Source organism: Pedobacter sp. NO84, assembly GCF_059703915.1.
On sequence record NZ_AP046575.1, the window covers coordinates 2921961 to 2943913 of the forward strand.

Here is a 21953-nt window from a genome sequence, read left to right on the forward strand (position 1 = left end):
AGGAGAATTAGATATCCGATTGAAAAGAAGCCCTATCGTAAAAAACCTGATTTTTTTTATAAAATTAAAACGCTACAGGTGCAGTAGATGTGGCTATACCGTTTATCTAAGGTCAACTCATCAATAATTTGATATTTTACTACCATAATGAGTTCCATTAAGCCAGTTTAGTGGATTGGTAAGACTTCATTAGATTACGCTTTGTAAAGATATATAATAAACAGAGCGGTAAATTTATCACCAAAAATAAATCAAGAAAATTTAGGGAAGAGCAAATAATTATCGCGTTTATTAACAGCTGGAGCAGGGCATACAAAGTAGAAACATAAAGTGGCGAAATCTTACGTTCATTAGCCAAAAGTTGATAAAGATGCAGCCGGTGCGCCGAAAAGATGTTAAGCCTTAACCACAATCGGTGTATGATGGTTAATACGGTATCTACCCCATAAACAGAATAAAATAGGATATATTTCAATTCATGTGTTATAAAGATAAGCATGATTGATAAAGAGATGATCAAAAATCCAATACTTATGCTTCCTACATCCCCAGCAAAACACTTTGCCTGTTTTCTAAAATTGAAAAACAAGAAAGTAATGCAGGCCAACATAGCTATTCCGATAAAATTAGGGTCAACGAATTGCTTTATGTTATTCAAATAAAAAAGGGTACCCAGAGCAATAAGGCTATATAAGCCTGTTATTCCATTTATACCATCCATAAAATTATAGGCGTTGATAAAGCCAATAACAAGAATATAAGTAACCGGCACTAGCCAAAGTGGTAGTTTAATAAACGCATCCAACGCATTTAAAAGCAACGAAACTGCAATTAGATGTATCAAGAATTTATAATAGTTGGGCAGTGTAAAAATATCATCTATAAAACTCACCAGAGCTATCAAAATCATTCCAAGCAACAAGATATGATCTACATTGTTGAATAGCACACAATAAGCCACAACCGATAAAGGAAAAATAATACCACCTCCCCTAATGGTATGACGTGTATGGGAACTTCGTTGATTGGGTGTATCAACAATATTGAACTTTTTTGCAATCCGAAAATAGCCCAGCATCAATACTAAAAAAAGAGGAAATAATAATAAATAATAATAGACCATAGCCAAAGTCTGCTTGAATTTTAATTAATGGTTTAAAGTATTTATTTTTTCGACTACAACATTTGGATTCCATTTCAGCAAATCTCTTGCCTTAGAATCACTGAATATTAATGTTGAAGTAATTTGTTTTAGCCTTCGTGTATTTAAAGGGGCTTTTCGTCCTAAAAAATCACCAATAAATGCCAAAAATTCTGCTGTCCACAACGGTATTCTGGTTGGCGATTTTACCCCCATAGAAAAAGCAATAGCGTTCTCCAGTTCTGCAAATGTAGGATGGTAGCCATCAGAGAGGTTATAAACGCCCCCAATATTTGTTAGCTTAGGGATGATCGACAAAATATCATCGGCCCACACCATGCTTTTTTTGGCATCCGCTTTACCGATACTAAGATATAGCCCCTTTCTTATTCCTTTCATCATCGCCCCTAGGTTTCCGGGAGGGTATTGCCCCGCAACAAGTGGTAGCCTCAATATACTTAGGTTAATTTCATTTTTTTTTGCCCAGGTGTGTAAGAACTTCTCTGCCTCTATTTTTGAGAGTGCATATGCTGTTTTCCCGTTAAGGGGATAATTTTCATCGATATTTACTCCTCTTTCTAAGCCATATACTGCGACAGAGCTTATGAAAATAAAAGCTTTTGGCTTAACCTTCAAATTTTCTATAGCTGTACACAAATTTTTCGTTCCCAGAAAATTAGCTTCAAAAAACAGGTCCTGCTCCACTTTGGTTTTTGGTACCGAATGTGCCTTACCTGCAGCGTGTATCACGGCATCAACATTAGTTAAGTGCTCGTTGCCATCAAATAAAAAAGATTGGCTAAGGTCCTGAACAATGTCATTGGAAGCTGATCGGCCTATTGAAACAACTTTATTACCGTTGTCTAAGAGTCCTTTCATCATAACTGAACCTAAAAATCCTGTTGAACCACTCAATAAATAAGTTGTTGAATTACTCATAGCACAATCTTGGTAACTTGACCATCTTTTAAGAAATATTTATCGCCAGTTTCTTCGCAATTTGCCATCTGTTGTTGATCAAATTTAAGTCTTATTCCATTTTCACTCATCCAACCAATCTGCTTTGCTGGATTACCCACCACAAGCGCATAATCAGCAATATGCTTTGTTACCACAGCGCCAGCACCAATAAAAGCATATTTACCGATATCATGACCGCAAACAATCGTGGCATTAGCGCCTATGCTTGCGCCTTTACCCACATGGGTTTTAGCATACTCATGTTTACGATTTACAGCGCTCCGTGGATTAACAACATTTGTAAATACACACGAAGGTCCTAAAAATACGTCGTCATCACAGCTAACGCCCGTATAAATAGACACATTATTTTGAACCTTTACGTTGTTTCCGAGTACGACTTCGGGAGAAATTACAACATTTTGACCAATATTGCAACTTTCGCCAAGAATACAATTTGTCATGATATGAGAAAAATGCCAAATTTTTGTTCCATCTCCAATACTACAACCCTCATCTATAATCGCCGTTTCATGTGCAAAATAATTTTTATCCATAAAATACTATTTAAATGATTGAACAGATTTTACAATATAATCCAATTGTCGCTCGTCCATTTCGGTGTGTATTGGTAAAGATAGTACGTTTCTGCACAGTTTTTCTGAAATAGGAAAGTCTCCCTCTTTTAAGTGTTCCTGTTTAAAGGCTTCCTGGAAGTGCAAGGGCATGGGATAGTAGATCATTGATGGCACACCCTTTTTTTCAAGATGGTCTTTTAATTCCTTTCTATCTACTTCTCCATTTAAAAGGATTGTATATTGATGAAATACATGTGTAGAATTGTATTGTCTTTTTGGAGTTTTAAGCCATTCGACAGATTTTAGATGTTCATCATAATAATTAGCGGCTTGGTTTCTCTTTTCTTCGTAAAGAGGTAAATTTTTTAGCTTAACACCTAAGACTGCTGCTTGTAAAGTATCGAGCCTTGAGTTAACACCCACAACCTCATGGTAATATTTTTTAGATTGACCATGATTAGCGATCTGTTGAAGTTTGATTGCTAGTGGATCATCATTCGTAAAAATTGCGCCCCCATCTCCGTAACATCCTAAATTCTTTGATGGAAAAAATGAAGTACACCCAATATGACCAATGGTGCCCGCAGCTTTTTTTGTGCCATCTGCAAAAGTATAGATTGCACCAATTGCCTGTGCTGCATCCTCGATTACAAATAAATCATGCTTTTCTGCCAACTCCATAATTGGCTCCATGTCAGAACACTGACCAAAGAGATGAACAGGGATAATAACCTTGGTCTTAGAAGTTATTGCTTTTTCGATGGTAGCTGCTGTTATATTAAAAGTTTGGGGGTCTACTTCAATCAGTATGGGTTTTAACTTTAACAGCTCGATTACCTCTGCTGTAGCCGCATAGGTAAAACAGGGCACTATAACCTCATCCCCCGGGTTAAGTTCTAAAGACATTAGGGCAATTTGAAGCGCATCTGTACCATTGGCACATGTAATAACGTTCCTTACAGAAAGATAGGCTTCCAATGCTTTTTTAAATTCTATTACTTTGGGGCCGTTTATAAAAGTAGTACTGTCTATCACTTCTTGTATAGCGGCATCTACTTCTGTCTTTATATGTTGATATTGACCTTTAAGGTCAACCATTTCTATTTTCTCCATTAATAAAAGCCTATTGTATTTGCTTTAATTTCTTAAGATCTCTTGTTTCATAGATCCGTTCAATAATTTCCACTACTTTCATGCCTTCCAAGGCATTGGCTGTAATGGTATCTTTTCCATTCAATGTATTTACAACGTTCTCTATCACATAATGATGATTAGCTGCACTTCCTTTAAAAGGCCCATAATCATTAGGTGGATTTGTGGCTTCCAATATAGGCATTTCATAGTCTTCTATATGGCAATATTCGATCTCATTCATGTATTGCCCACCAATTTTAAAAGAACCTTTTGAACCAACAACCGTTATGCTACTTTCCATATTGGTATCCCATACAGAAGTACTGAAATTAATTGAACCCAAACCTCCATTCATAAATTCAAACTGTACCAATCCTGAATCTTCAAATTCGGTACTGGTTGAATGATTAAAATCTGCGAACTGTGTTTTAATATTTTTTATATCTCCAAAAACCCAGTACATGATGTCGACAAAATGGCTAAATTGGGTAAACAATGTACCTCCATCAAGCGCTGCCGTACCTTTCCAACCTCCAGCTTTATAATATCTTTGGTCTCTGTTCCAATAACAGTTAACCTGTACCATCAGTACATTGCCAAGTATACCACGGCTAATTACTTCTTTCATCCACTTACTTGGTGGACTATACCTGTTCTGTTTTACAACAAAAACCTGTTTAGACATTTGGAGCGCTTTAAAGATTACTTCTTCGCACTCTGCCCTGTTTAGGCCCATTGGTTTTTCTATCACAACATGTTTACCAGCCCCTAGTGCCCGTAGTGCATACGTGCAGTGATATCCATTTGGGGTAGTGATATTAACAACATCAATTTCAGGTGCAGCAGCTAATAATTCTTCTATTGATTTAAAAAAAGGTACCCCTTTTGGATACAGTTCATGTTGTTTAACAGATTCATCAATATCTACGATCGCTTCTAACCGAGCTCCTTGATACTCATTAATAATGGTAGCATGTCTTTTCCCGATATGGCCAAACCCTATTACCGCGAACTTTATATTTTTATTCATATCTTCATATTGATAAAGGCGCTAAAACAAATCTATATATTGCTGAGCTAGATTTTTTATATTGTGAAATTCTTTTACATAGCGCTTGCCTTTCTCGCCAATTTCAGTTCTTTGTAATTCAGACATTTCGTAGAATTGAATAATCCCATCTTTAATTGCTAAAGCCGAATTAGGTGGTACAATTATGCCACACCCAGATAATTCTACCGGATCTTTGATCAGATTATTCGAATCCAATATAGGTTTTCCCGCCAACATATAATCAAAATATTTATTGGCCGATACACCATGTTTAAATAATGGGGTATCATTTCTACCTACAAAACATATATTCATTTTTTGAAGGAGATGCTGCACTTGGTTCTTGCGAATTTTTGGTAAAAAGAGCACATTGCCCCATGATTCGCTTTTACTTTTTAATTCCTCTTTTAAATATCCATCACCAACGATCACAAAGAAAAAGCGGTCATCGTTTTTGAGCAGATCAGCTGCTGATATAAAATATTCCAAGGCATTAGCTAAACCAATGGTACCCGCATAGCCGATAATGAATTTACCAGGAGGGATGTCGGCAGTAAATTCTTCTGGAAGTGTTTCATCTTCTAGTTGCTTTTCGTCTATGCCGTTTGGAATATATTTAAAATTCACACTTTTCTCTGCAATTTCTTCGATATGCTCTTTTGCATTGGGCAATAGGGATACAACTACATCAGCTTTGCGGTAGCCAATTTTTTCGAACCAACCAATAAAACGTACGGCCGGATGATTTTTTGAATAGCCGCCAAGTAATTGAAGGGTTAAAGGCCATATGTCCCTAATTTCAAAAATCAACTTAGCGCCAAATTTTTTCTTTAGTTTGATAGCTGGCCATATCGGAAATATAGGCATCGAAGAAACAATTATTGCAGATGGTTCTCCTAATATTTCGACAGGCAGTTGCCACACGTTTTTGGCGAAAATCAGCATGCTTAAGAACCTCCCAACCGACTGTGGGTTATACCGTGGGGTTTTTACCCACACAAAGTCGATGCCATCATAAGTTTCGCACAGGTATTTGCCCTTTACTTCGGGCAAATTATTAAACATATGATTAAATGAGCCAGTAATTATCTTCACCTCATACCCAGCCTCTTTCCAATATTTTGCAAAATAAAAATGTCGTTCGCCCCATCCAGAGCTAGGATTACCTGCAAATTGGTTAATCACCCATATTGTTTTTTTATCGAGGCTCATTAACTATTAATTAAAGCATTACAAATGTTAACAGCTGCTTCTCCATTACCATACAGGTTTTTAGCTTCTGGAAATTTATTCCCAATTAATTTTGCTGCGTATTGTACGATCAATTCTTTGTTTGTTCCCGCCAAAAAATTGTAGCCATTTTCTACAAGTTCGGTCCATTCGGTTTGCTCTCTTGTGGTGATACCAAATTTCCTGAAGAAAAATGCTTCCTTCTGCAATCCTCCACTATCAGTTATTACTAATGCACAATTTTTTAGGAGTATGATCATATCAAAATAACCTACGGGATCAATTATAGTAAAATTAGGTTGTATGTTGTTGTTATTTAAAATTTGTCTTGTTCGTGGATGAAGTGGAATAATCACTTTAGTTGTTTTATTAATTTCTTCAAAGGCTTCAATAAGCTGGGTTAATTTACTGATATCATCTGTATTTTCGGCCCTATGAATTGTCCCAAGTACAAAATTATTCTCAGTAAGTTCTAACTTTCTAATGATCGTTGATTTTTCCTCAGCCTTTGCTGCATAAAAATTTGCCGCATCCTCCATTATGTCGCCGGTCTTGATCACTTTACAATTAAACCCTTCGAAGCCCTCGTTTCTGAGATTTTCAATTGCAGTACTTGTTGGACAAAATAACCAATTGCTAATTCTATCTGTCAAAATCCGATTTATTTCTTCTGGCATAGCCATGTTAAAACTTCTAAGGCCCGCTTCAACATGTGCCACCTTAACCTGTAGTTTTCTGGCTGCGAGAGCGCCTGCTAAGGTCGAGTTTGTATCACCATAAACCAATAGTAGGTCTGGCTTTTCAGTTAAAATAATATTTTCAATTCCCTCCAACATTTGGCCGGTCATTGCACCATGAGATAGGCCGTGAATATTTAGGTTATAATTTGGCTTGGGAATTTCCATTTCATCGAAGAAAATATCAGACATATTAGCATCAAAATGCTGGCCTGTATGGACAATAACCTCTGTAATTTCTGGATAATTGGCAATGCATCGCGAAAGGGCAGCTGCTTTTACAAACTGTGGCCTTGCTCCGACAATTGTTAATATTTTCATCATTTCTTATTCATCTTGGAAATTACAGCTCTAAATTTTGCGTTTGGCCCCACAGGTATTTTATCAAAGTAGTTAAATTGGATCTGCAAATTGGTATCTATTTGACTTTCTAATCTTTTTGTTATAATTTCTTCACCAACAATTTTATCAAATCCTTCCTCAATCTGCAGATTTATTTCATATCCTTCATAATCTTTTTGTATTAATTGGCTCTTTTGAAGATACGGCAAATCATAGAATAAAGAATGGAACCTTACCATAGCCCTTCCATCCCGGGTTACAATTTTATCTTCAATTCTCCCTGATATTTCATCAATCACTTCCATGTGTCTGGCCGACAAAGTTAATTGATTTTTCGCTTTAATTGCTCTGTCTCCAATTCTATACCTTATTAGCGGCTGATCAAAATTTAAAAGACCCGTGAACACAAGTTCGCCCTCTTCTCCAGGGAGTACCTCGTTTCCTTGCTCATCCAAAATCTCCATAATTCCGGTATCTGGACTAAAAAGAAGTTTGTGCTCCGGAGATTCGGTAATTAATCCACAAGCTTCATTTCCACTATAGCTATCGTACACTTTGCATTGATACACCCTCGAAAGTACCTCTCTCATTTCTGTGGTTAGTTTTTCGGAGCTTGTAATTACCGCTTTCATTTTTGGAGCAACCAAGCCGCTGTTTTCGATAAGTAGGGCCAATTCGTAATTTGCAAATGCGTAGCCCGTCATATATTCGACTTTGTTGAGCAGCATTCCGTTTAAATAATCTTTTACGTTTGCTTTACTAATGTGATATGCTGAAAAATAGGTTTGTTTTTCGAACCAGTTGTACCTATAAAACGGGCCTTTATTACGGGCATCAGGAACAACCCTACGCCCCCCTATCATGCCCCTTGGTGTTTTAAGGGAGACTCCGGCCCATTGCCTCATTCGGGTTTCAAGCGCAGCTTGCCAAGTCTGGTGGAATTTTTTACTGAAATATATTTTAGTTGGCGTGCCAGAGCTACCACTACTGCTTAAGAAAGTACCATCTTTATCGTAATTCTTAGATAAAAGCGTCGTTTCTCCGTATTTCCTAAAATCGTTCTTTTCTAAGAAAGGTAGTTTTTTGAGATTTTCGAGCTTAAACGAATCCAAATCAGCAGTTGATATATTTAATGTAGAAAAGTTATTTTGATAAAATTCAACTGTTTCCAATGCGTGTTTCAACAACTTTCTAAGTGCTTCTGTTTGATAATTGGCCCACTCTGTATAGGTGAAAAATTCTCTCGACAAAAATAGATCTTTTTGTGATTTGAAAACACCGCCAAATCTTCTTTTGTTCCAACCATAGCCATAAATTGAAACGGCGAAATTCTGGAGCCAAATTGGAAGACGACTATAAATTTTATCAAAAATCATATGGCGGTGACAAACTTTACTTATATGTACAAACTTAGCTATTATTAGTCTAAAATGTATTAAAAACTTAGTTTAAACCCACCATTAATTAAGTTGGAAAAACCACTGATCTTTAATTTTTTCCCAAGTAAATTCTTCAATTTTTTGTCGCGCCCTTAGTTGTAAGGAATGCCCTATATCTGGGTTATTTAGCAAAAACTCTATTTTAGCAGCCAGTTCCTCAGGCACATCGGAAGCAATCAAAAGGGAGTCGTCCATATCTTTTAATAAATGGGTTATCCCGCCTACACGAGTAGAAACAACAATCAAACCTAGAGCCATGCCCTCAATAATGCTAACGGGTGCATTATCTATTATGGGATTGCTTACCATGATGTCGTAACCGGATGATAATTTAATCCACTCTTCTCGATTCATCTTCCCTTGAATTTTAACCTGTTGTGAAAGGTCTAATTGCTCGATCAGTGCTTGTGTTTCATGAAGGGTGCCATCTATATCTCCACCTAGCATTACGAGCTCAACGTTCGGGAACTTTTCCTTTAAAATCTTGACAGCCCTAACCGTCATCAAAGGATTATAAATTTTACCAAAACCCCGTAAGTAAAGTAGTTTGGGTAAGATTTGTGGTCGATCCTTAAACTCATACATTTCTAAATTTATGATGTTCGGAATGTAGGTAATTTCAAAACCCTCAGCCTCAAAAAAAGATTTCAAATAGTTGGATGGGGCAATTATAGACTTTGCGTGTTTAAACATAAAACTTACCCTATTGGCAGACTGTCTATATCTAGTTGGTAGATTCCCACCATGAAGAAATAAAATGTATGGGATTTTAAATAGATGTGAAAGGAAAGATAAGATAAGGGCAAAATAAAAATTAGCTGTAGAATAAACATCAATAATAATGACATCGGCCCGCAGGCCCTTTCTAAAGAAGTTAACAAGCATATCAAGCATTTTCAAAATCTTGTGCTGATAGCTAGAATAAGAACTGACAATATAGTGTTGTTCAAAATATGGAATCAGTGTCTCCATTACAGATTTTGCTTTTCTGTAACCACTTATTTTGTTTCCGAAATAAACGATTTTCCTTAGCTTCTTGCTCATAACATTCGTTTTGCAGGAACCCCAATAAGAGTTGAGCCATCTTCAGGGCAATCTTTAATCACACAGGCGGAAGCACCAACGTTAATAAGGTTGCCTAATTTAATTGGTCCTAGCACCACTGCATTGGCACCAAGTTTACAGTTGTTGCCTATTATAATTTTTGTATTGCTTGAATCGTTTTTTACCCCCAAAACATTCCCACCAGTAAGTGTGAAATCCTCTCCTATAATTGAATGTCCAGAGATTACAACACCCATGCTGGGATGTAGAATCAGCAATCCGCCTTTTATATTGGCTTGATAGTGGATATCTAAATTTGAATATGCCTGCAGTAAATTAAGAATTGGGACTAAAATTATTCTAATGTATTTATAAGCTGGACCAAAAACGAGGTAGAGGCTGCGTTCAAATCGATAAATGAATACTCCAACAAATCCCCTGCTTAGCCAGATAATCACAATTCTAATTTTGTGTTTACCTAACATCCTGTTAATATCTCGAAAGAAATATTTAATTTGTTCTAACATCATCAATTAGACTAGAATTAACGATTTGAATTAATTTAGAGGATTGAATTTCAAGGGTATTCTCTAAAACCTTTTCTCGTGCATTACATATAATTGACCTTCTTAGGGTTTCATTTTTGATCAGGGTTAATATAGCTTCGTATATCGCATCCGAATTTTTTGGTTCTATTAAAATAACATCCTTTTGATGCTCTAAATATTCGGGAATCCCCCCAACATTTGTGGCAATAACGGGCAGTCCATTAGCCATGGCTTCCCAAATTGTCCGAGGAAACCCCTCATGATAGGAAGGTATCACATAGATATCTGCATTCATATAATAAGAATTAAGTTCAGGCCCTACTTTTTTTCTTCCATGAAAGACAACATTTTCGTTGATGCCGAGTTTCTCAGCATGTTTGAGCAATGCAGCTTCAACAGATTTACCGGAATCTTGTTCCCAACCCACTAAGTTTAATTGAAATGAGATTTCGTTTGCCTTCAATTTTGCACAAGCATCAACCAATTCAAAAAGACCTTTAGCGGGGTCTATTCGGCCCGTATAAAGAATCTGAATAATTGGGGATTGGCACGTATCTACCCTTAAGATAATATCTTTTTGTGATAATGTTGTTGTTTTTATCAGATTAATGGACTTACTAATGGGTAAGTACTTTCTATAAAGGCCCGGAGAATTAACCAATACATCTGTGCTTTTCATTTCTTTACGAAAAAGCCTGTCATTTAATTTAAGATAATAATGTATAGCGAGATCTCTTAAACTTTTGATAACCAAATGATCGGCTCCTTCAGCATAATCGCCAACAACCATGAAGATTATCTTGATGGTTTTAAAATAACGTTTAAAGTATGGTGCCAATGGGGTTGGAGATCTTACTATGATCGCATCGCAAGAGTCGCCCAATTGTTGCTTTAGGTTTTTTAGAAATCTGTAATGGAATATGGCTCTATGCCAACTTGGTGTTTTAACACCAAGGTTTATCCAACGAATGTTGGTGCCTATCAACTCAGTATCTGCTTCTACTTCCTGGGCCACACTACATTGGTGCATAATAAGGATAAGTTCTTCCACTTCCTTTGCTAAAGAATCAATAAAAACCGCCAAATAGCCCGGTAAATATAACTTTCCATTATACTGCCTTAAAGGAATATGATAATAGTATGCTAATGTCATTTTATTGCTTTAGAGTTAGGAATGGCCCAACATAAACCGATTACAAACCACGGAATGGCCCCGGTTATAGAAGCAATTGCATAAAAATGGAAGCAAATACCTAATAAACTTATCAAAGGGAGGTCGCTTATTGTTAAACCCTGAACAAAAATTTTCTTAACTAAAATTATAATAGGGTTTATCAAAATTAGGATGAAAAATAAAAATCCGATGCTTCCGAATTCGGCAAAAATTTGAATATAGGAGTTATGAGCGGAGAGCGAATTAAATAACGAAGTAGATAGATAGCTAAGTCGATCGTAACCCCCATAAGTGGCCAATTCCGAATCGTAATATTTAAAATTATTAGCACCGATACCAATTAAAGGGTGTTCTTTAGCAATCTCAAAGCCTTTGTCTATCATCAACTTTCGGATCAGCCATGATTTATCAAGAGTCAAATCTCCATCCCCTTCAGATCTTAAAAGATTGGCAAACCTTGGATTAACCGATTCTACCTGGTTTGCAAATCCATTAAGATAAAGCTGTACGCCATCAGACTGTAAGATAAAAAAAAGAAGAAGCATCGGTACAATTGAGATATTTACTGCCCTTTTAAGGGTGGGGTAAAATATACTTGCAACGAGAAATAACTGTACCAATATAATTACCGCACCAGACCTTCCATTCGTAAACAACATTGATAATCCAAAAAAAACGAAAAAATAAATCATCTTATTTTTTCCGTAGCGATTTATCAGATAGGGAAAGGAAAGCGGAATCGTACACAGTAATGAAAAAACAAAAGAGTTTCTTGTGGCATTGGTTACCAAGCTAAAAACACTTAGATCTAATTTAAACGGCAACCCATAAAATCCAACAATAGATGCCACAGTACCAAAAAACAACCATTTACTGGCTTGGAAAAAATTGATTCTTTTTCCATAAAAAATCATAAAAGCAGCAAGTAAAATCCAATAAATATACTGTATGATAATCTCTGCCGCATAAAAGAAACCTGGATGCCTGGGCATATCCAAGAACAATCCCGTAATGGTTGAAATGATAACAACAAAAAGAAATGAAAAAAACAGTCGTTTCCCTTTAAAGGGTTTAACCCAAAAGATACCCACCTTATAAATGATCACGATAAAAATGTAAAATGTGATCGAATTACCTAAAAGTACAATGGACGGGAATGCCAAAAAAAACAAAAACAAGTTGATTAGTTTTTGAATATTTGAAGGAAGATTTTTAGGAACTGGACGACTAGACATCAAGAGTAATTACCATTAATTAATTTCACCTATTTCTTTAAGAAAAATTTCGGCCACAATATCGCCTGCAAATCTTTCAGCTATTCTATTTGCATTTTCATATTTTTCTTGTGCTTCGCACATAAATTCTTTGGTGAAAATTGAATCCAAAAATAAACTTATTTCTCTTGGGTTAAGTGTATTTAATAAAAATCCAGCATTATTATCTTCAAAAAACGTGTAATTGTAAAAATTATCCGGCGAATGAATAAGAGTTGGCACTTTTACTTGAATATAGTCGAATACTTTTGCTCCAAAACACGTGGTTATTTGTGCTTCCATAGATTTTTCATACGTAAATCTTAAGGGAAGGTATAGTAAGTTAGCCCGGTTTAAGGCACCTAATAGTTCCTGTTGGGTTTTGCAATATTGAAGCTCGAATCCATCAAAAAACACTTCTAACCTTCTTAGTTCATCTTCTGATTGTCCCGTAAGATACTTAAATGTAAACCTATTGTCGTTAGCTATGTGTTTTGTAAATTCTTTAAGTGTTTCAAGACGATCATCATTTACGGTTCCACTAAACAGTATCACAAATTTCTCGTTACTTTTATTACTTCCATCAACAGTTGCATTTAGATTTTTATCGCTAATAACTGGAACGGTTGCAAAATTATAGTTGTAATTACTGGATTGGAGTTTTCTCATTCCCTCACTAAGTAACAGGATTTTCTGTGCCCTATTAAAAATTTTTTCTTGGGTTTTCTGGGAAAATCTAGCACTTGATCCGGTTTTTTGCTCTGCATATAGATCCATAAAATAGGGATAAAAACCAACATTCTTATTGGATTTGCTTAATAAGTAGGCCAATATTAAGGATGCATCATCTTGAAAAACGCCAATTATTTTTTCTATCTTATATTTTTTAATGATATAGAGGCCAATAAAAAACCCGGGTAGTATTGAAAAATATTTCCAAAATCTATGCCCAAAAGTGTATAAAATGGGGATTTTGAACATTTTCTGTTTTATTTGTGAACTGTCCAGTTCCTTTTTTGGATTTACCCTACGACCTAAAACGTAAATATTTTCTTTAGGAAGATATTTCAATAAATTTCTTATAACTATTGGGGTTCCGCCAGCCTCATAGGGCAGTGCCCGTACTACAAATAGAATATTAGATTTCAGACCTTCCATTATAAATGTTTCTTCACCAACTCTAAAATCACTTTATTATTTACATCTCCATTAAAAAGCAAGGCTCCCTTGTTTCTTGCGTTAACGCCCATCTCCTCCATTTGAGGTACATTATTAATCATTGTGGTAATTGCTTCGCTCAATTTCTTCTCGTCAGGATGAACTAACAGACCCGTTTTACCCTCTTCAACAATTTCAGATGAGCTTAAAAAATTACTGGCAATTACTGGTTTACCCATTACCATTGCTTCCATTATAGGTCTTGCAAAATGAGGTACAATTGCTGGCCATACCAACAAAGTTGAAGCATTTAACAATACGGCTACATTTTCTAGCACCCCTGTAAAAATTATTTGTTCTTTAAATTTTGAATTAGAAATTAAATCTTGGACTTCCTTTTCAACCTTATTCTGTTTTTTCTTATCGCTTAAATTGAACTCCCCGGCTACAATAAACTTAACATTAGTATTATTTTTCAAAACGTCCAAAGCAGCTTTTATAAAGAGCGGGGCACCTTTACTTTTAACATGTCCACCGATATAGGTAACTACCTTATAACCATCTAAAGCATATTTTTCCTTGAAAGATGAACTATCCAATTCTGGATTAAAGATATTCATGTTTACACTGTTATAAATGACATGGGTATTTGGTAAACCCAAGGCTTTGGCGTTTACTTTTGATATAGAAATAATTTCATCACTATACGTTTTAAACAGATATTGAAACAATTTTTTCCGAAGGCCCAGATTTCCGTTGTGCAATTGCTCCCGTAGATGCCAAATAACCTTAACGTTAAGTTTTTTAGCCGCTATGGCAAATGGAAATAATACACTGGTATTTAAGTACACGATTTTAGGTTGATAGTGCTCGATATATTTCTTAGCACTATTAACAGACTTAAAAGAGTTGTACAACTTGGTCAAAACCCGATGGGGTTTTCGGGATATAAAGCTATTGTAAGCTCCGTAGGCATGGGCATAGGTTACAATATCATCGACGCCTTCTACATCAAATCCTGCTGATTGATAATACGGTATGGCATTTCCACTTTTGCTTAAAAACAGAACCTTACAGCTTAGTCCACTCTCTGTAAAGGATTTTACCAAGGTGTATAAACTTTGTGTAGCCCCTCCTATTACTGGTAAGTGATGAACAAATAGTACATCAATAGCCTTAACTTTCTCCATTCTTGCTATTGGCTTTTATTGCTTTGACTTGGCAAAATATTAGCTTTTTCGAGAATTTTGTCACTAATAAAATTGCTTGAAGAATAATTGTTCTCGTAGTAATTGTGGAAATATTCTTCAATAGCATTGTTGCCAGAATTTAAATGAGAATAATTGTTATCCAGTATTTTAGTAACTGTCGCTTTTAATTCATCATATGTTTTAACATGAAGTGTTAGCCCATCTTGAATAAATCCAATGTCGCTATATTCATCACAAAAATCCACGGTAATTACTGGTATTTGCACTACTAAAGCATCAAATACGGATGAACTTGCCCCTGTGATAGCAAGTTTTGCACTTTTTAATATTTCATGAAATACAAGATTCCTTTCGGCTAAATCCTCGTTATTTAATAAAATTGTACGATTTTTATCAAACTCCCGATAGTAACTTCTTTTATCTTTAGGGTGGAGTTTAATGCAAAAATTCAATTGTAATTCATGTTGTAACTGCTTTAGGAACGAAATTATTTGAAAATGATGTGAACTACTAGTGCTATGCCCATGTCCACTTAATGAGATCACGATAAAATCTTCCGCAAAATCATTAAATCGCTCTGCACCTTTAAGCTGGTTTAACACTACTTCTTTTTGGGTCCATCCTGCAATTTCGATATGTTCAGGGTTTAATCCAACTGCAACCAATGCATTAAAAGCTTTATTTCCGTACACAAAAATCTGATCGCTGATGATCCGGCCAAACATGGGGCTCAAGCGGTCTATCGTACCATGCTGGACAATTCCTGTCGGGATATTGAGCTGTTTAGCAATTATTGTTACCACTCTGCCTTCATATGTAAGATCGTTACCAACTAAAACGTACTTTGGATTAGTGTGGGAAAACACCTGTCTAATGGCTTTTTCTAGAAATCTAATCTGTGGGATATAATGTCTGATAATTGCTTCGTAATCGGAAGTATGCGGGGTAGTTTTAAAATCTTCAATTTTATATTCAAAGCCTCTTAACAATACAGTTGGATATTTTAGGCGTAAGAATCTAGCATGTAATTTATCCTTTGAGGTTAATATGATTATTTTGGCCCTTGTTCTTGACAAGGCCGAAAAAACGGGTTCAATACTAGCCCACTGATTATGGGTATTAACAAAAATTAATATGCAATCATCTTCAGGATTAACCTTAATATCAAATTTTATTTTTCTCTTATTGTATTTTAAAAAACTTTTAATTTTTTCATATAATGAAAAAAAGCCTTTATTTTCATTTAGATCATGTGCAATTATCTCAGCCAATAAAATATTAGGAATACTTAAGCCTTTGTAAGAAAATAGACCATCTCCTTCAAATCTTTTAATTTCATTAAGTACCTTATAATATTCTTCTTGCGATTTATTCATGATCAGAAGAACTTTTTTTCGTCCTTTAATTTATAGAATTCCTCTAAGTTTCTAAATTTAATCAATTTTGCTGGGTTACCGCCAACTATTGCGCAATCCGGGACATCTTTTACCACAACTGAACCCGCTGCAATAATCGCGCCTTCGCCGATTACAATGCCAGGAATTATTGTAACATTATTGCCGATCCAAACAAAATCTTTAATAACAACCGCTTTATTTATTCTTACCTTATCATAAGGTATGGCCGTTGCGTTTTCGTAATTATGATTAGAGGTAATGATAGTAATGTTTACTCCACTATGGAAATAATCGCCTATAGTTAAGTCACCTCCTCCGTTCACAAAAAAATTGTCATTAAAACTTACGTTATTACCAAGATACACATTTTTCCCAAAACCCCTTACTGTTCCATTTACGATAACATTCGTTCCGCATCGACCTACCGCCTGCTGCAATCTATAGGTATTAATGGCTTTGACATTAACCCATTTTTTTATCCTATTGGGAAGGCTTATTGTAAGTTTAACATATAAACTTTGCTTAAAATTTAAACCCATTTCATTTTAATTTTAATAAATGTGATTATTCTTTTCGGCGTTATTACAATCAAGGAAATGCCACAAGAAACAACAATCAATACTATGATTTTCAAATATAGGATCGATCTAAATTGATAGCCGTTGAATCGGTTGAGCGCAAAACCCAGTACTAAAAATATAAAGAATAATAATAGTACCTGTTTCCATTGGTATTTAATGGTATAAAGGGAATTAGAATATAAATAATTACCAATTGCCATTACTAACCAGCCTAAACTGATAGAGATACCTAAACCGGCCACAGAATACCTCGGCAATAAAAATAGTGATGATACAATAACTATTATTAGTCCGCTACCACTTATAAGAGGTAAATGTTTGGGGCTTTTAGAAAACTCTTGCCCTGTACCCATCATAAAATACATCCCTTGGAATAATGGTATTAACGCTAGAAACGCCACATAATTCCCTGCAGTATGAAAATTAATTGGTGTGAAGAATTTTAGTATGTCGCTCCCCAAGCCAGCAGAAAATAGGAATACAATTCCACTAATAAGCACATAAACATTAAACAACCGTATAAATGTAGCTTTCGGATTAGGTTGATTGCGTAGTATTTCAAATTTATACGGTGCCCATGCTTGCTGAAATGTGCCGATAAACACCATAAACGGCGTGCAAAATTTCCACGCAACGGCATAATAGCCTAAATCTGTAAGTGAAGTATATTCTTTTAATGCAATTTGGCTATATACGGGAAAAAGAAAAGCCAAAACCTTGTGTGGAAATATGGGTGCCGCGTATAAAAAGAGCTGTTTATTTATAGCTTTTGAGAAAGTAAATCTCCATATCGGAGCCGATATCGAAAGATAAAGGGTAGTAACTAGGTTGCCAAAAAAGTTGCCCAATAGCGCACCGGTAACTCCCCATTTAAATACCACAACTAGTAATATGGTGGATGTAATGGAAACAATTAAATTCAATATGGTTGAAAACCCAATCAATTTCGCTTTTCTTAATATTCTAAAATATGCGCTTGGGACAGTTGAAATGGTAGCTGCTATGGCCCCTAAAACGCCGATCACCACATATTTACCATGTACTGGTGTATCAAAAAGAATATTGGACATAGGGGCACTAAAAATAATCAACAATAGTCCCAATGATCCCGAAGCAATGATAATTAATGTGTTTGCACTCGACGCATAAATAATCCTATACTTATGTGTCTTCATCATTCCTACAAATCGATATGCAGTTGAGTCGAGCGCAAAACTAGAAAATAATGTAAACGATACGGATAATATCCCTATTAAGGATAGGATAGCATAATCATCAGGAGTAAGATACTTAGTATACAAAGGAATTAAAAAGAAACCTATTACCTGCCCAACTACCTTACTTAACCCATAGATTGCTCCATCTTTAGTAAGTGCCTTAATATTTTGTATTATATTCATTTGGGTCAATTGTGATTATGAAAGAGATATCCCTTTCATTTACATTACCTAATAGGTGTTTTATTTTAAATCTTTGAAAAGAAATTCAGCAAATTTAAAATCGAGAACATCGTTAATATCCACAGATGTTTCGGCTGGCATTTCATAACCTAAACATTTATTTCCATAAGTAATCCCGTTCTTTAAATTCTCAGTTCTAAAAACGTATACCGCACAATTTCTTACAAATACATCTGGCAATTCATGTGCGGCAGTTTTTTGTCCTTCATCAACAAGAAAGGGCTCTAGAACGTTGCCTTTTAACACTTTTAATTTATGGGGATGAGCCATGTGTGGCAGTTTAACTACGCTCACACTGGATGTGGCATCGGCATTATCCAATAAAAGTTGTATGGTTTTATCTATATGCACTCCATTTCTCAATGGAGAACTTGGTTGAATAATAACGATCAAATCAAATTTTTCTCCCTTGCTTTCTAGTTCTGAAATAGTTTGCAACATATAATCTATGGCAGGAGATTCGTCGGTGGCAAGTGATTCTGGTCTTCTTAAGGTGAAAATACCTTGGTAATTACTTGCAATAGAAAGGACTTCATCTGCATCAGAATTCACTACAATCTTGTCCAATAATTTAGCCTCACATGCTTGCTCAATTGCCAGATTGGTTAAGGTTGTACCAGAAAATGGTCTGAAATTCTTTTGGGGAACTCTTTTCGAGCCGGCCCTTGCTGGAATAATAGCTAGTACTTTAGTATTCATGGGAAATCAATTTGTTTGCCATAAATAGCTCTGTCTTATAAAAACTTTCGTGGGTATTGCCCCCTATATGTGGGGTGATAAGGATGTTTTTCTGAGGATTTTTATTAGCGTACATCCATAGTTCTGACTGGGCCAAATGCGGTTCATTTTCTACAACGTCAGTGGCTACTCCCAATAATTTTCCGGTTTCAACATTTTCTATAAGAGCTCGTTCATTAACCAAACTACCCCTACTTGTATTTACAAAATAACTTCCTAATGGCATCAGATCAAACATTTTATCATCAAAAAATCCAATGTTTTCATCACTATAAGAAATATGCAAACTACATAAAAAACAATTATGTAGCGCGTCATCAATTTTCTCAGCCACTTTATAGGGTGGATTTTCTATTTCTTCCCTGTCAAAGATAAAAACATTTGCACCAAACGCTGCATAAATACCAGCGGTAATTCTTCCTAGCCGTCCATATCCAATTACAGCAACTTTCTTCTCAAATAATTCACTGCCTTTAAATAAATCCCTGTTCCAAATTCCATCCTTTACACTGTTGGCGGCAGGTAATGTGTTTCTAATTAAACATAATGCTAAACCTATGGTATGCTCAGCTGTTGCTCTTACATTTTTAAGGAATTCAAATTCGCCTTTCAAACTAAGTACCGTAATATTTAATTCTTCACATAATTTCGTATCAATATGATCTAATCCAGTTGCAGGGCACACGATTATTTTAACCCTATTATTTTTCAGTGCTAACAGTTCTTTATCGAGTTTAAAGCCTATTCTAAACCAAAAAATATCGTAATCTAGAAAGGCCTGTTTAAGATCTTCCTTTACAATATCTTTAAAATCTACAATAAATGTTCTTTTTAACGTATGAAGAACTTCTAATGAAAAATCTTTTACCTCTGCAATTAATAATTTTTTCAAATTTCAGCTATATAGTACTTACCTCCAATTGCCTCATTGGTATCAATTCGTTTTAATAAAAATTTGTTTTCTAACGATAAATCATTTTCGCCCCGCAACATCGTTAGTGCGAATTTTACATTGGTTTCATTAAACATAGGAACCAGGTTTTCACTAACTGCGCTATTTCCTCCGTATGGATAGCTAAATGACACTATAGGTTTGTTAGTTAACTGTTCTAACAAATTAATCGATTTCAAAATATCCATTTTTGCATTTTCTGCGGCAACTTTAGCTAAAGGAATATGCCTATGTGCATGTGATCCTAATGAATCTGCCTTAGATATTTCGATTAAATCATCTTTATTCATATAGAAAGATTGGGCAAAACGTGCTTCGTCGCCAAATAAATCCTCAAAAAGATCATCTAGAAATTTGCTTCTTTCATTTTCAGACAGCACAAAGTTGATAAAATATTTAACCTTCTTGCTTATCAAAGTGTCATAGCGATATTGATTATCTAATTTATCAATGTCAAACGTATATGAGTCTATCTTAAATGATTCATTTAGCGCATTGTAAAAAGAATCATCAGAAATTTTAGTTCTTATTAAATGTATTTTATGAACATCTAAAACCTTGTTCTCGAAAATGGGATAAGTAGGCGCATAAAAAATAGCTGGAACCGATAGCCTCTTCATGGTTTCAAACGCGCTCATTTGCTCTTTAAGTCCATCATCCCATGTAATTAAACAACATTGCTTACCTTCCAATCTTCTACTTCCAAGCAAAAATTCAATAATATCTTTCTGAGAAACAAAGCAATACTTCTTCGAAATCAAATCCAATTGATTTTCAAATTGCTTTTTAGAAACCGGATATATCCCGGAAAGGTATATATCTTCTCTAAAATAATGATAGTTAACAATCGTTAATTTCAAAATTAGAATTTGGTTTGAGTATTAAATCCTCCCTTTGCTTTGATTACTCGCTGCTTAGACTTAGTAATTTCTGCCTCTTCCGTATAGAACCGATCTCCCTCAGAAATTTTATCAAAGATATCATTCCCTTCGTTATCAACTACATCTTGAATATAAAGTGTTCCATTCTTCACAGAAATGGCAAGATATTTAATAGTTGGGGTTTGGGTCTTTCTATAAACAATCCCCCATTGAAATGGATGGAAATTTAAATCGGACTGAAAAAACCCTTTTTTTATTCTTATTTGCAAATTTCTCCAAAAAGTAAAAGCTCCATTATAAGGGTCATCAAAGGCTCTTACAAAGAGTTCGATATCTTGACCTTCTAAACTCCAATCGATAGCTGCATTTAGATCTGCTTGCAACCTCGGCCAGTATGTGGATAGATAATGGGGCTGGATGGAGAGATTTCTTAAATCAACTTTTTTGTCTGCCCATTCCAAACAAAGCTTTGTTGCTAGCTTTTCTTGTTCAATGTTATAGATTTCTAAATACTGGTAGGGATATATACAATCTAAGGGGTAAATAAATTCATTAACCATTAGAATGGGACCCGCATCCGGAGAGGAAGTCATCTTATGAATTACGGAATAACCTAGCCTTTTTTTATTCAATATCAACCAAGAAACCACCGTACCTCCTCTATCTTGTGGTAATGCAGTACCATGAACGTTAAAGATACCTTCCTCGAATTCTTCTAAGAAAGATTTACTAAACATCCATGGGGCTCCCGCCGAGATTCTCAAACATTTGCTGCCATCCTGTTGTAAAGCCTTCTTTAGTTCATTAACATTATCAATGAAATAATAATTATAAATATCTTTGGGATTGCTAACATTACTAAAGACTTTAAATTCTATACCCTTATCTTTTAATACTTTAGATAAGTTTCTGACAATGTCATTATGACCTAGAATATGTATCAT

General features: G+C 35.2%; 21 protein-coding genes. All 21 read right to left on the reverse strand.

Annotated elements, in window-relative coordinates; all coding sequences use genetic code 11:
• Window positions 1-157: 157 nt before the first annotated feature.
• The 21 genes from AC6H0V_RS12765 to AC6H0V_RS12865 all read right to left on the reverse strand — a co-directional run bounded on the left by AC6H0V_RS12765 (window position 158) and on the right by AC6H0V_RS12865 (window position 21953).
• On the reverse strand, window positions 158-1123 hold the full coding sequence (locus AC6H0V_RS12765) for an MraY family glycosyltransferase (protein ID WP_497560572.1): 966 nt from the start codon (window positions 1121-1123) through the stop codon (window positions 158-160).
• Between the two features lie 24 nt (window positions 1124-1147).
• Complete coding sequence (locus AC6H0V_RS12770; RefSeq protein ID WP_497560573.1) at window positions 1148-2080, reverse strand: NAD-dependent epimerase/dehydratase family protein; 933 nt, start codon at window positions 2078-2080, stop codon at window positions 1148-1150.
• Window positions 2077-2658: an acyltransferase gene (locus AC6H0V_RS12775; RefSeq protein WP_497560574.1), complete on the reverse strand. Its 582-nt coding sequence runs from the start codon at window positions 2656-2658 to the stop codon at window positions 2077-2079. The genes AC6H0V_RS12770 and AC6H0V_RS12775 overlap by 4 nt, the downstream gene beginning before the upstream one ends.
• Before the next feature lie 6 nt (window positions 2659-2664).
• Window positions 2665-3792 carry a DegT/DnrJ/EryC1/StrS family aminotransferase gene (locus AC6H0V_RS12780; RefSeq protein ID WP_497560575.1) on the reverse strand — a complete coding sequence of 376 codons (1128 nt, stop codon included), beginning with the start codon at window positions 3790-3792 and terminating at the stop codon, window positions 2665-2667.
• A gap of 10 nt (window positions 3793-3802) precedes the next feature.
• On the reverse strand, window positions 3803-4843 hold the full coding sequence (locus AC6H0V_RS12785; protein ID WP_497560576.1) for a Gfo/Idh/MocA family protein: 1041 nt from the start codon (window positions 4841-4843) through the stop codon (window positions 3803-3805).
• 21 nt (window positions 4844-4864) lie between these two features.
• Window positions 4865-6076: a glycosyltransferase family 4 protein gene (locus AC6H0V_RS12790; protein WP_497560577.1), complete on the reverse strand. Its 1212-nt coding sequence runs from the start codon at window positions 6074-6076 to the stop codon at window positions 4865-4867.
• On the reverse strand, window positions 6076-7155 hold the full coding sequence (wecB, locus tag AC6H0V_RS12795; protein WP_497560578.1) for a non-hydrolyzing UDP-N-acetylglucosamine 2-epimerase: 1080 nt from the start codon (window positions 7153-7155) through the stop codon (window positions 6076-6078). The genes AC6H0V_RS12790 and wecB overlap by 1 nt, the downstream gene beginning before the upstream one ends.
• Window positions 7152-8549, reverse strand: coding sequence for a phenylacetate--CoA ligase family protein (locus tag AC6H0V_RS12800; protein WP_497560579.1), 1398 nt, complete (start codon window positions 8547-8549; stop codon window positions 7152-7154). The genes wecB and AC6H0V_RS12800 overlap by 4 nt, the downstream gene beginning before the upstream one ends.
• An 84-nt stretch (window positions 8550-8633) precedes the next feature.
• Window positions 8634-9656, reverse strand: a complete 1023-nt coding sequence (locus AC6H0V_RS12805) for a glycosyltransferase family 4 protein (RefSeq protein ID WP_497560580.1) — start codon at window positions 9654-9656, stop codon at window positions 8634-8636.
• On the reverse strand, window positions 9653-10186 hold the full coding sequence (locus AC6H0V_RS12810; protein WP_497560581.1) for an LbetaH domain-containing protein: 534 nt from the start codon (window positions 10184-10186) through the stop codon (window positions 9653-9655). Before AC6H0V_RS12810 ends, AC6H0V_RS12805 begins: the two co-directional genes overlap by 4 nt.
• Window positions 10167-11357 carry a glycosyltransferase gene (locus AC6H0V_RS12815; RefSeq protein WP_497560582.1) on the reverse strand — a complete coding sequence of 397 codons (1191 nt, stop codon included), beginning with the start codon at window positions 11355-11357 and terminating at the stop codon, window positions 10167-10169. Before AC6H0V_RS12815 ends, AC6H0V_RS12810 begins: the two co-directional genes overlap by 20 nt.
• The gene (locus tag AC6H0V_RS12820; RefSeq protein WP_497560583.1) at window positions 11354-12613 is read right to left on the reverse strand and encodes an O-antigen ligase family protein; all 1260 of its coding nucleotides are present in this window, start codon (window positions 12611-12613) and stop codon (window positions 11354-11356) included. The genes AC6H0V_RS12815 and AC6H0V_RS12820 overlap by 4 nt, the downstream gene beginning before the upstream one ends.
• A 15-nt stretch (window positions 12614-12628) precedes the next feature.
• Window positions 12629-13789: a glycosyltransferase family protein gene (locus AC6H0V_RS12825; protein ID WP_497560584.1), complete on the reverse strand. Its 1161-nt coding sequence runs from the start codon at window positions 13787-13789 to the stop codon at window positions 12629-12631.
• Window positions 13789-14979 carry a glycosyltransferase family 4 protein gene (locus AC6H0V_RS12830; RefSeq protein WP_497560585.1) on the reverse strand — a complete coding sequence of 397 codons (1191 nt, stop codon included), beginning with the start codon at window positions 14977-14979 and terminating at the stop codon, window positions 13789-13791. The genes AC6H0V_RS12825 and AC6H0V_RS12830 overlap by 1 nt, the downstream gene beginning before the upstream one ends.
• 5 nt (window positions 14980-14984) lie before the next feature.
• Window positions 14985-16376 (reverse strand): UDP-N-acetylglucosamine 2-epimerase, encoded by a 1392-nt coding sequence (locus AC6H0V_RS12835; RefSeq protein ID WP_497560586.1) that lies wholly within the window; start codon window positions 16374-16376, stop codon window positions 14985-14987.
• Window positions 16377-16378: 2 nt separating this feature from the next.
• Window positions 16379-16936, reverse strand: coding sequence for an acyltransferase (locus tag AC6H0V_RS12840; protein WP_497560587.1), 558 nt, complete (start codon window positions 16934-16936; stop codon window positions 16379-16381).
• Window positions 16927-18378, reverse strand: coding sequence for a lipopolysaccharide biosynthesis protein (locus AC6H0V_RS12845; RefSeq protein ID WP_497560588.1), 1452 nt, complete (start codon window positions 18376-18378; stop codon window positions 16927-16929). Before AC6H0V_RS12845 ends, AC6H0V_RS12840 begins: the two co-directional genes overlap by 10 nt.
• A 60-nt stretch (window positions 18379-18438) precedes the next feature.
• Window positions 18439-19137 carry an acylneuraminate cytidylyltransferase family protein gene (locus AC6H0V_RS12850; RefSeq protein WP_497560589.1) on the reverse strand — a complete coding sequence of 233 codons (699 nt, stop codon included), beginning with the start codon at window positions 19135-19137 and terminating at the stop codon, window positions 18439-18441.
• Window positions 19127-20068 carry an NAD(P)-dependent oxidoreductase gene (locus AC6H0V_RS12855; RefSeq protein WP_497560590.1) on the reverse strand — a complete coding sequence of 314 codons (942 nt, stop codon included), beginning with the start codon at window positions 20066-20068 and terminating at the stop codon, window positions 19127-19129. Before AC6H0V_RS12855 ends, AC6H0V_RS12850 begins: the two co-directional genes overlap by 11 nt.
• Window positions 20065-20988 carry a polysaccharide deacetylase family protein gene (locus AC6H0V_RS12860; protein WP_497560591.1) on the reverse strand — a complete coding sequence of 308 codons (924 nt, stop codon included), beginning with the start codon at window positions 20986-20988 and terminating at the stop codon, window positions 20065-20067. The genes AC6H0V_RS12855 and AC6H0V_RS12860 overlap by 4 nt, the downstream gene beginning before the upstream one ends.
• A gap of 2 nt (window positions 20989-20990) precedes the next feature.
• Window positions 20991-21953 carry a hypothetical protein gene (locus tag AC6H0V_RS12865; RefSeq protein ID WP_497560592.1) on the reverse strand — a complete coding sequence of 321 codons (963 nt, stop codon included), beginning with the start codon at window positions 21951-21953 and terminating at the stop codon, window positions 20991-20993.

What these genes read in the sequence shown, in the direction of transcription:
- AC6H0V_RS12830 (WP_497560585.1), bottom strand. Translation starts at nt 14,979, where the DNA reads ATGGAGAAAGTTAAGGCTATTGATGTACTATTTGTTCATCACTTACCA.
- AC6H0V_RS12785 (WP_497560576.1), bottom strand. Translation starts at nt 4,843, where the DNA reads ATGAATAAAAATATAAAGTTCGCGGTAATAGGGTTTGGCCATATCGGG.
- AC6H0V_RS12790 (WP_497560577.1), bottom strand. Translation starts at nt 6,076, where the DNA reads ATGAGCCTCGATAAAAAAACAATATGGGTGATTAACCAATTTGCAGGT.
- AC6H0V_RS12775 (WP_497560574.1), bottom strand. Translation starts at nt 2,658, where the DNA reads ATGGATAAAAATTATTTTGCACATGAAACGGCGATTATAGATGAGGGT.
- AC6H0V_RS12770 (WP_497560573.1), bottom strand. Translation starts at nt 2,080, where the DNA reads ATGAGTAATTCAACAACTTATTTATTGAGTGGTTCAACAGGATTTTTA.
- AC6H0V_RS12865 (WP_497560592.1), bottom strand. Translation starts at nt 21,953, where the DNA reads ATGATACATATTCTAGGTCATAATGACATTGTCAGAAACTTATCTAAA.
- AC6H0V_RS12765 (WP_497560572.1), bottom strand. Translation starts at nt 1,123, where the DNA reads ATGGTCTATTATTATTTATTATTATTTCCTCTTTTTTTAGTATTGATG.
- AC6H0V_RS12840 (WP_497560587.1), bottom strand. Translation starts at nt 16,936, where the DNA reads ATGGGTTTAAATTTTAAGCAAAGTTTATATGTTAAACTTACAATAAGC.
- AC6H0V_RS12780 (WP_497560575.1), bottom strand. Translation starts at nt 3,792, where the DNA reads ATGGAGAAAATAGAAATGGTTGACCTTAAAGGTCAATATCAACATATA.
- AC6H0V_RS12845 (WP_497560588.1), bottom strand. Translation starts at nt 18,378, where the DNA reads ATGAATATAATACAAAATATTAAGGCACTTACTAAAGATGGAGCAATC.
- AC6H0V_RS12815 (WP_497560582.1), bottom strand. Translation starts at nt 11,357, where the DNA reads ATGACATTAGCATACTATTATCATATTCCTTTAAGGCAGTATAATGGA.
- AC6H0V_RS12800 (WP_497560579.1), bottom strand. Translation starts at nt 8,549, where the DNA reads ATGATTTTTGATAAAATTTATAGTCGTCTTCCAATTTGGCTCCAGAAT.
- AC6H0V_RS12850 (WP_497560589.1), bottom strand. Translation starts at nt 19,137, where the DNA reads ATGAATACTAAAGTACTAGCTATTATTCCAGCAAGGGCCGGCTCGAAA.
- AC6H0V_RS12825 (WP_497560584.1), bottom strand. Translation starts at nt 13,789, where the DNA reads ATGGAAGGTCTGAAATCTAATATTCTATTTGTAGTACGGGCACTGCCC.
- AC6H0V_RS12810 (WP_497560581.1), bottom strand. Translation starts at nt 10,186, where the DNA reads ATGATGTTAGAACAAATTAAATATTTCTTTCGAGATATTAACAGGATG.
- AC6H0V_RS12805 (WP_497560580.1), bottom strand. Translation starts at nt 9,656, where the DNA reads ATGAGCAAGAAGCTAAGGAAAATCGTTTATTTCGGAAACAAAATAAGT.
- AC6H0V_RS12820 (WP_497560583.1), bottom strand. Translation starts at nt 12,613, where the DNA reads ATGTCTAGTCGTCCAGTTCCTAAAAATCTTCCTTCAAATATTCAAAAA.
- AC6H0V_RS12835 (WP_497560586.1), bottom strand. Translation starts at nt 16,376, where the DNA reads ATGAATAAATCGCAAGAAGAATATTATAAGGTACTTAATGAAATTAAA.
- wecB (WP_497560578.1), bottom strand. Translation starts at nt 7,155, where the DNA reads ATGATGAAAATATTAACAATTGTCGGAGCAAGGCCACAGTTTGTAAAA.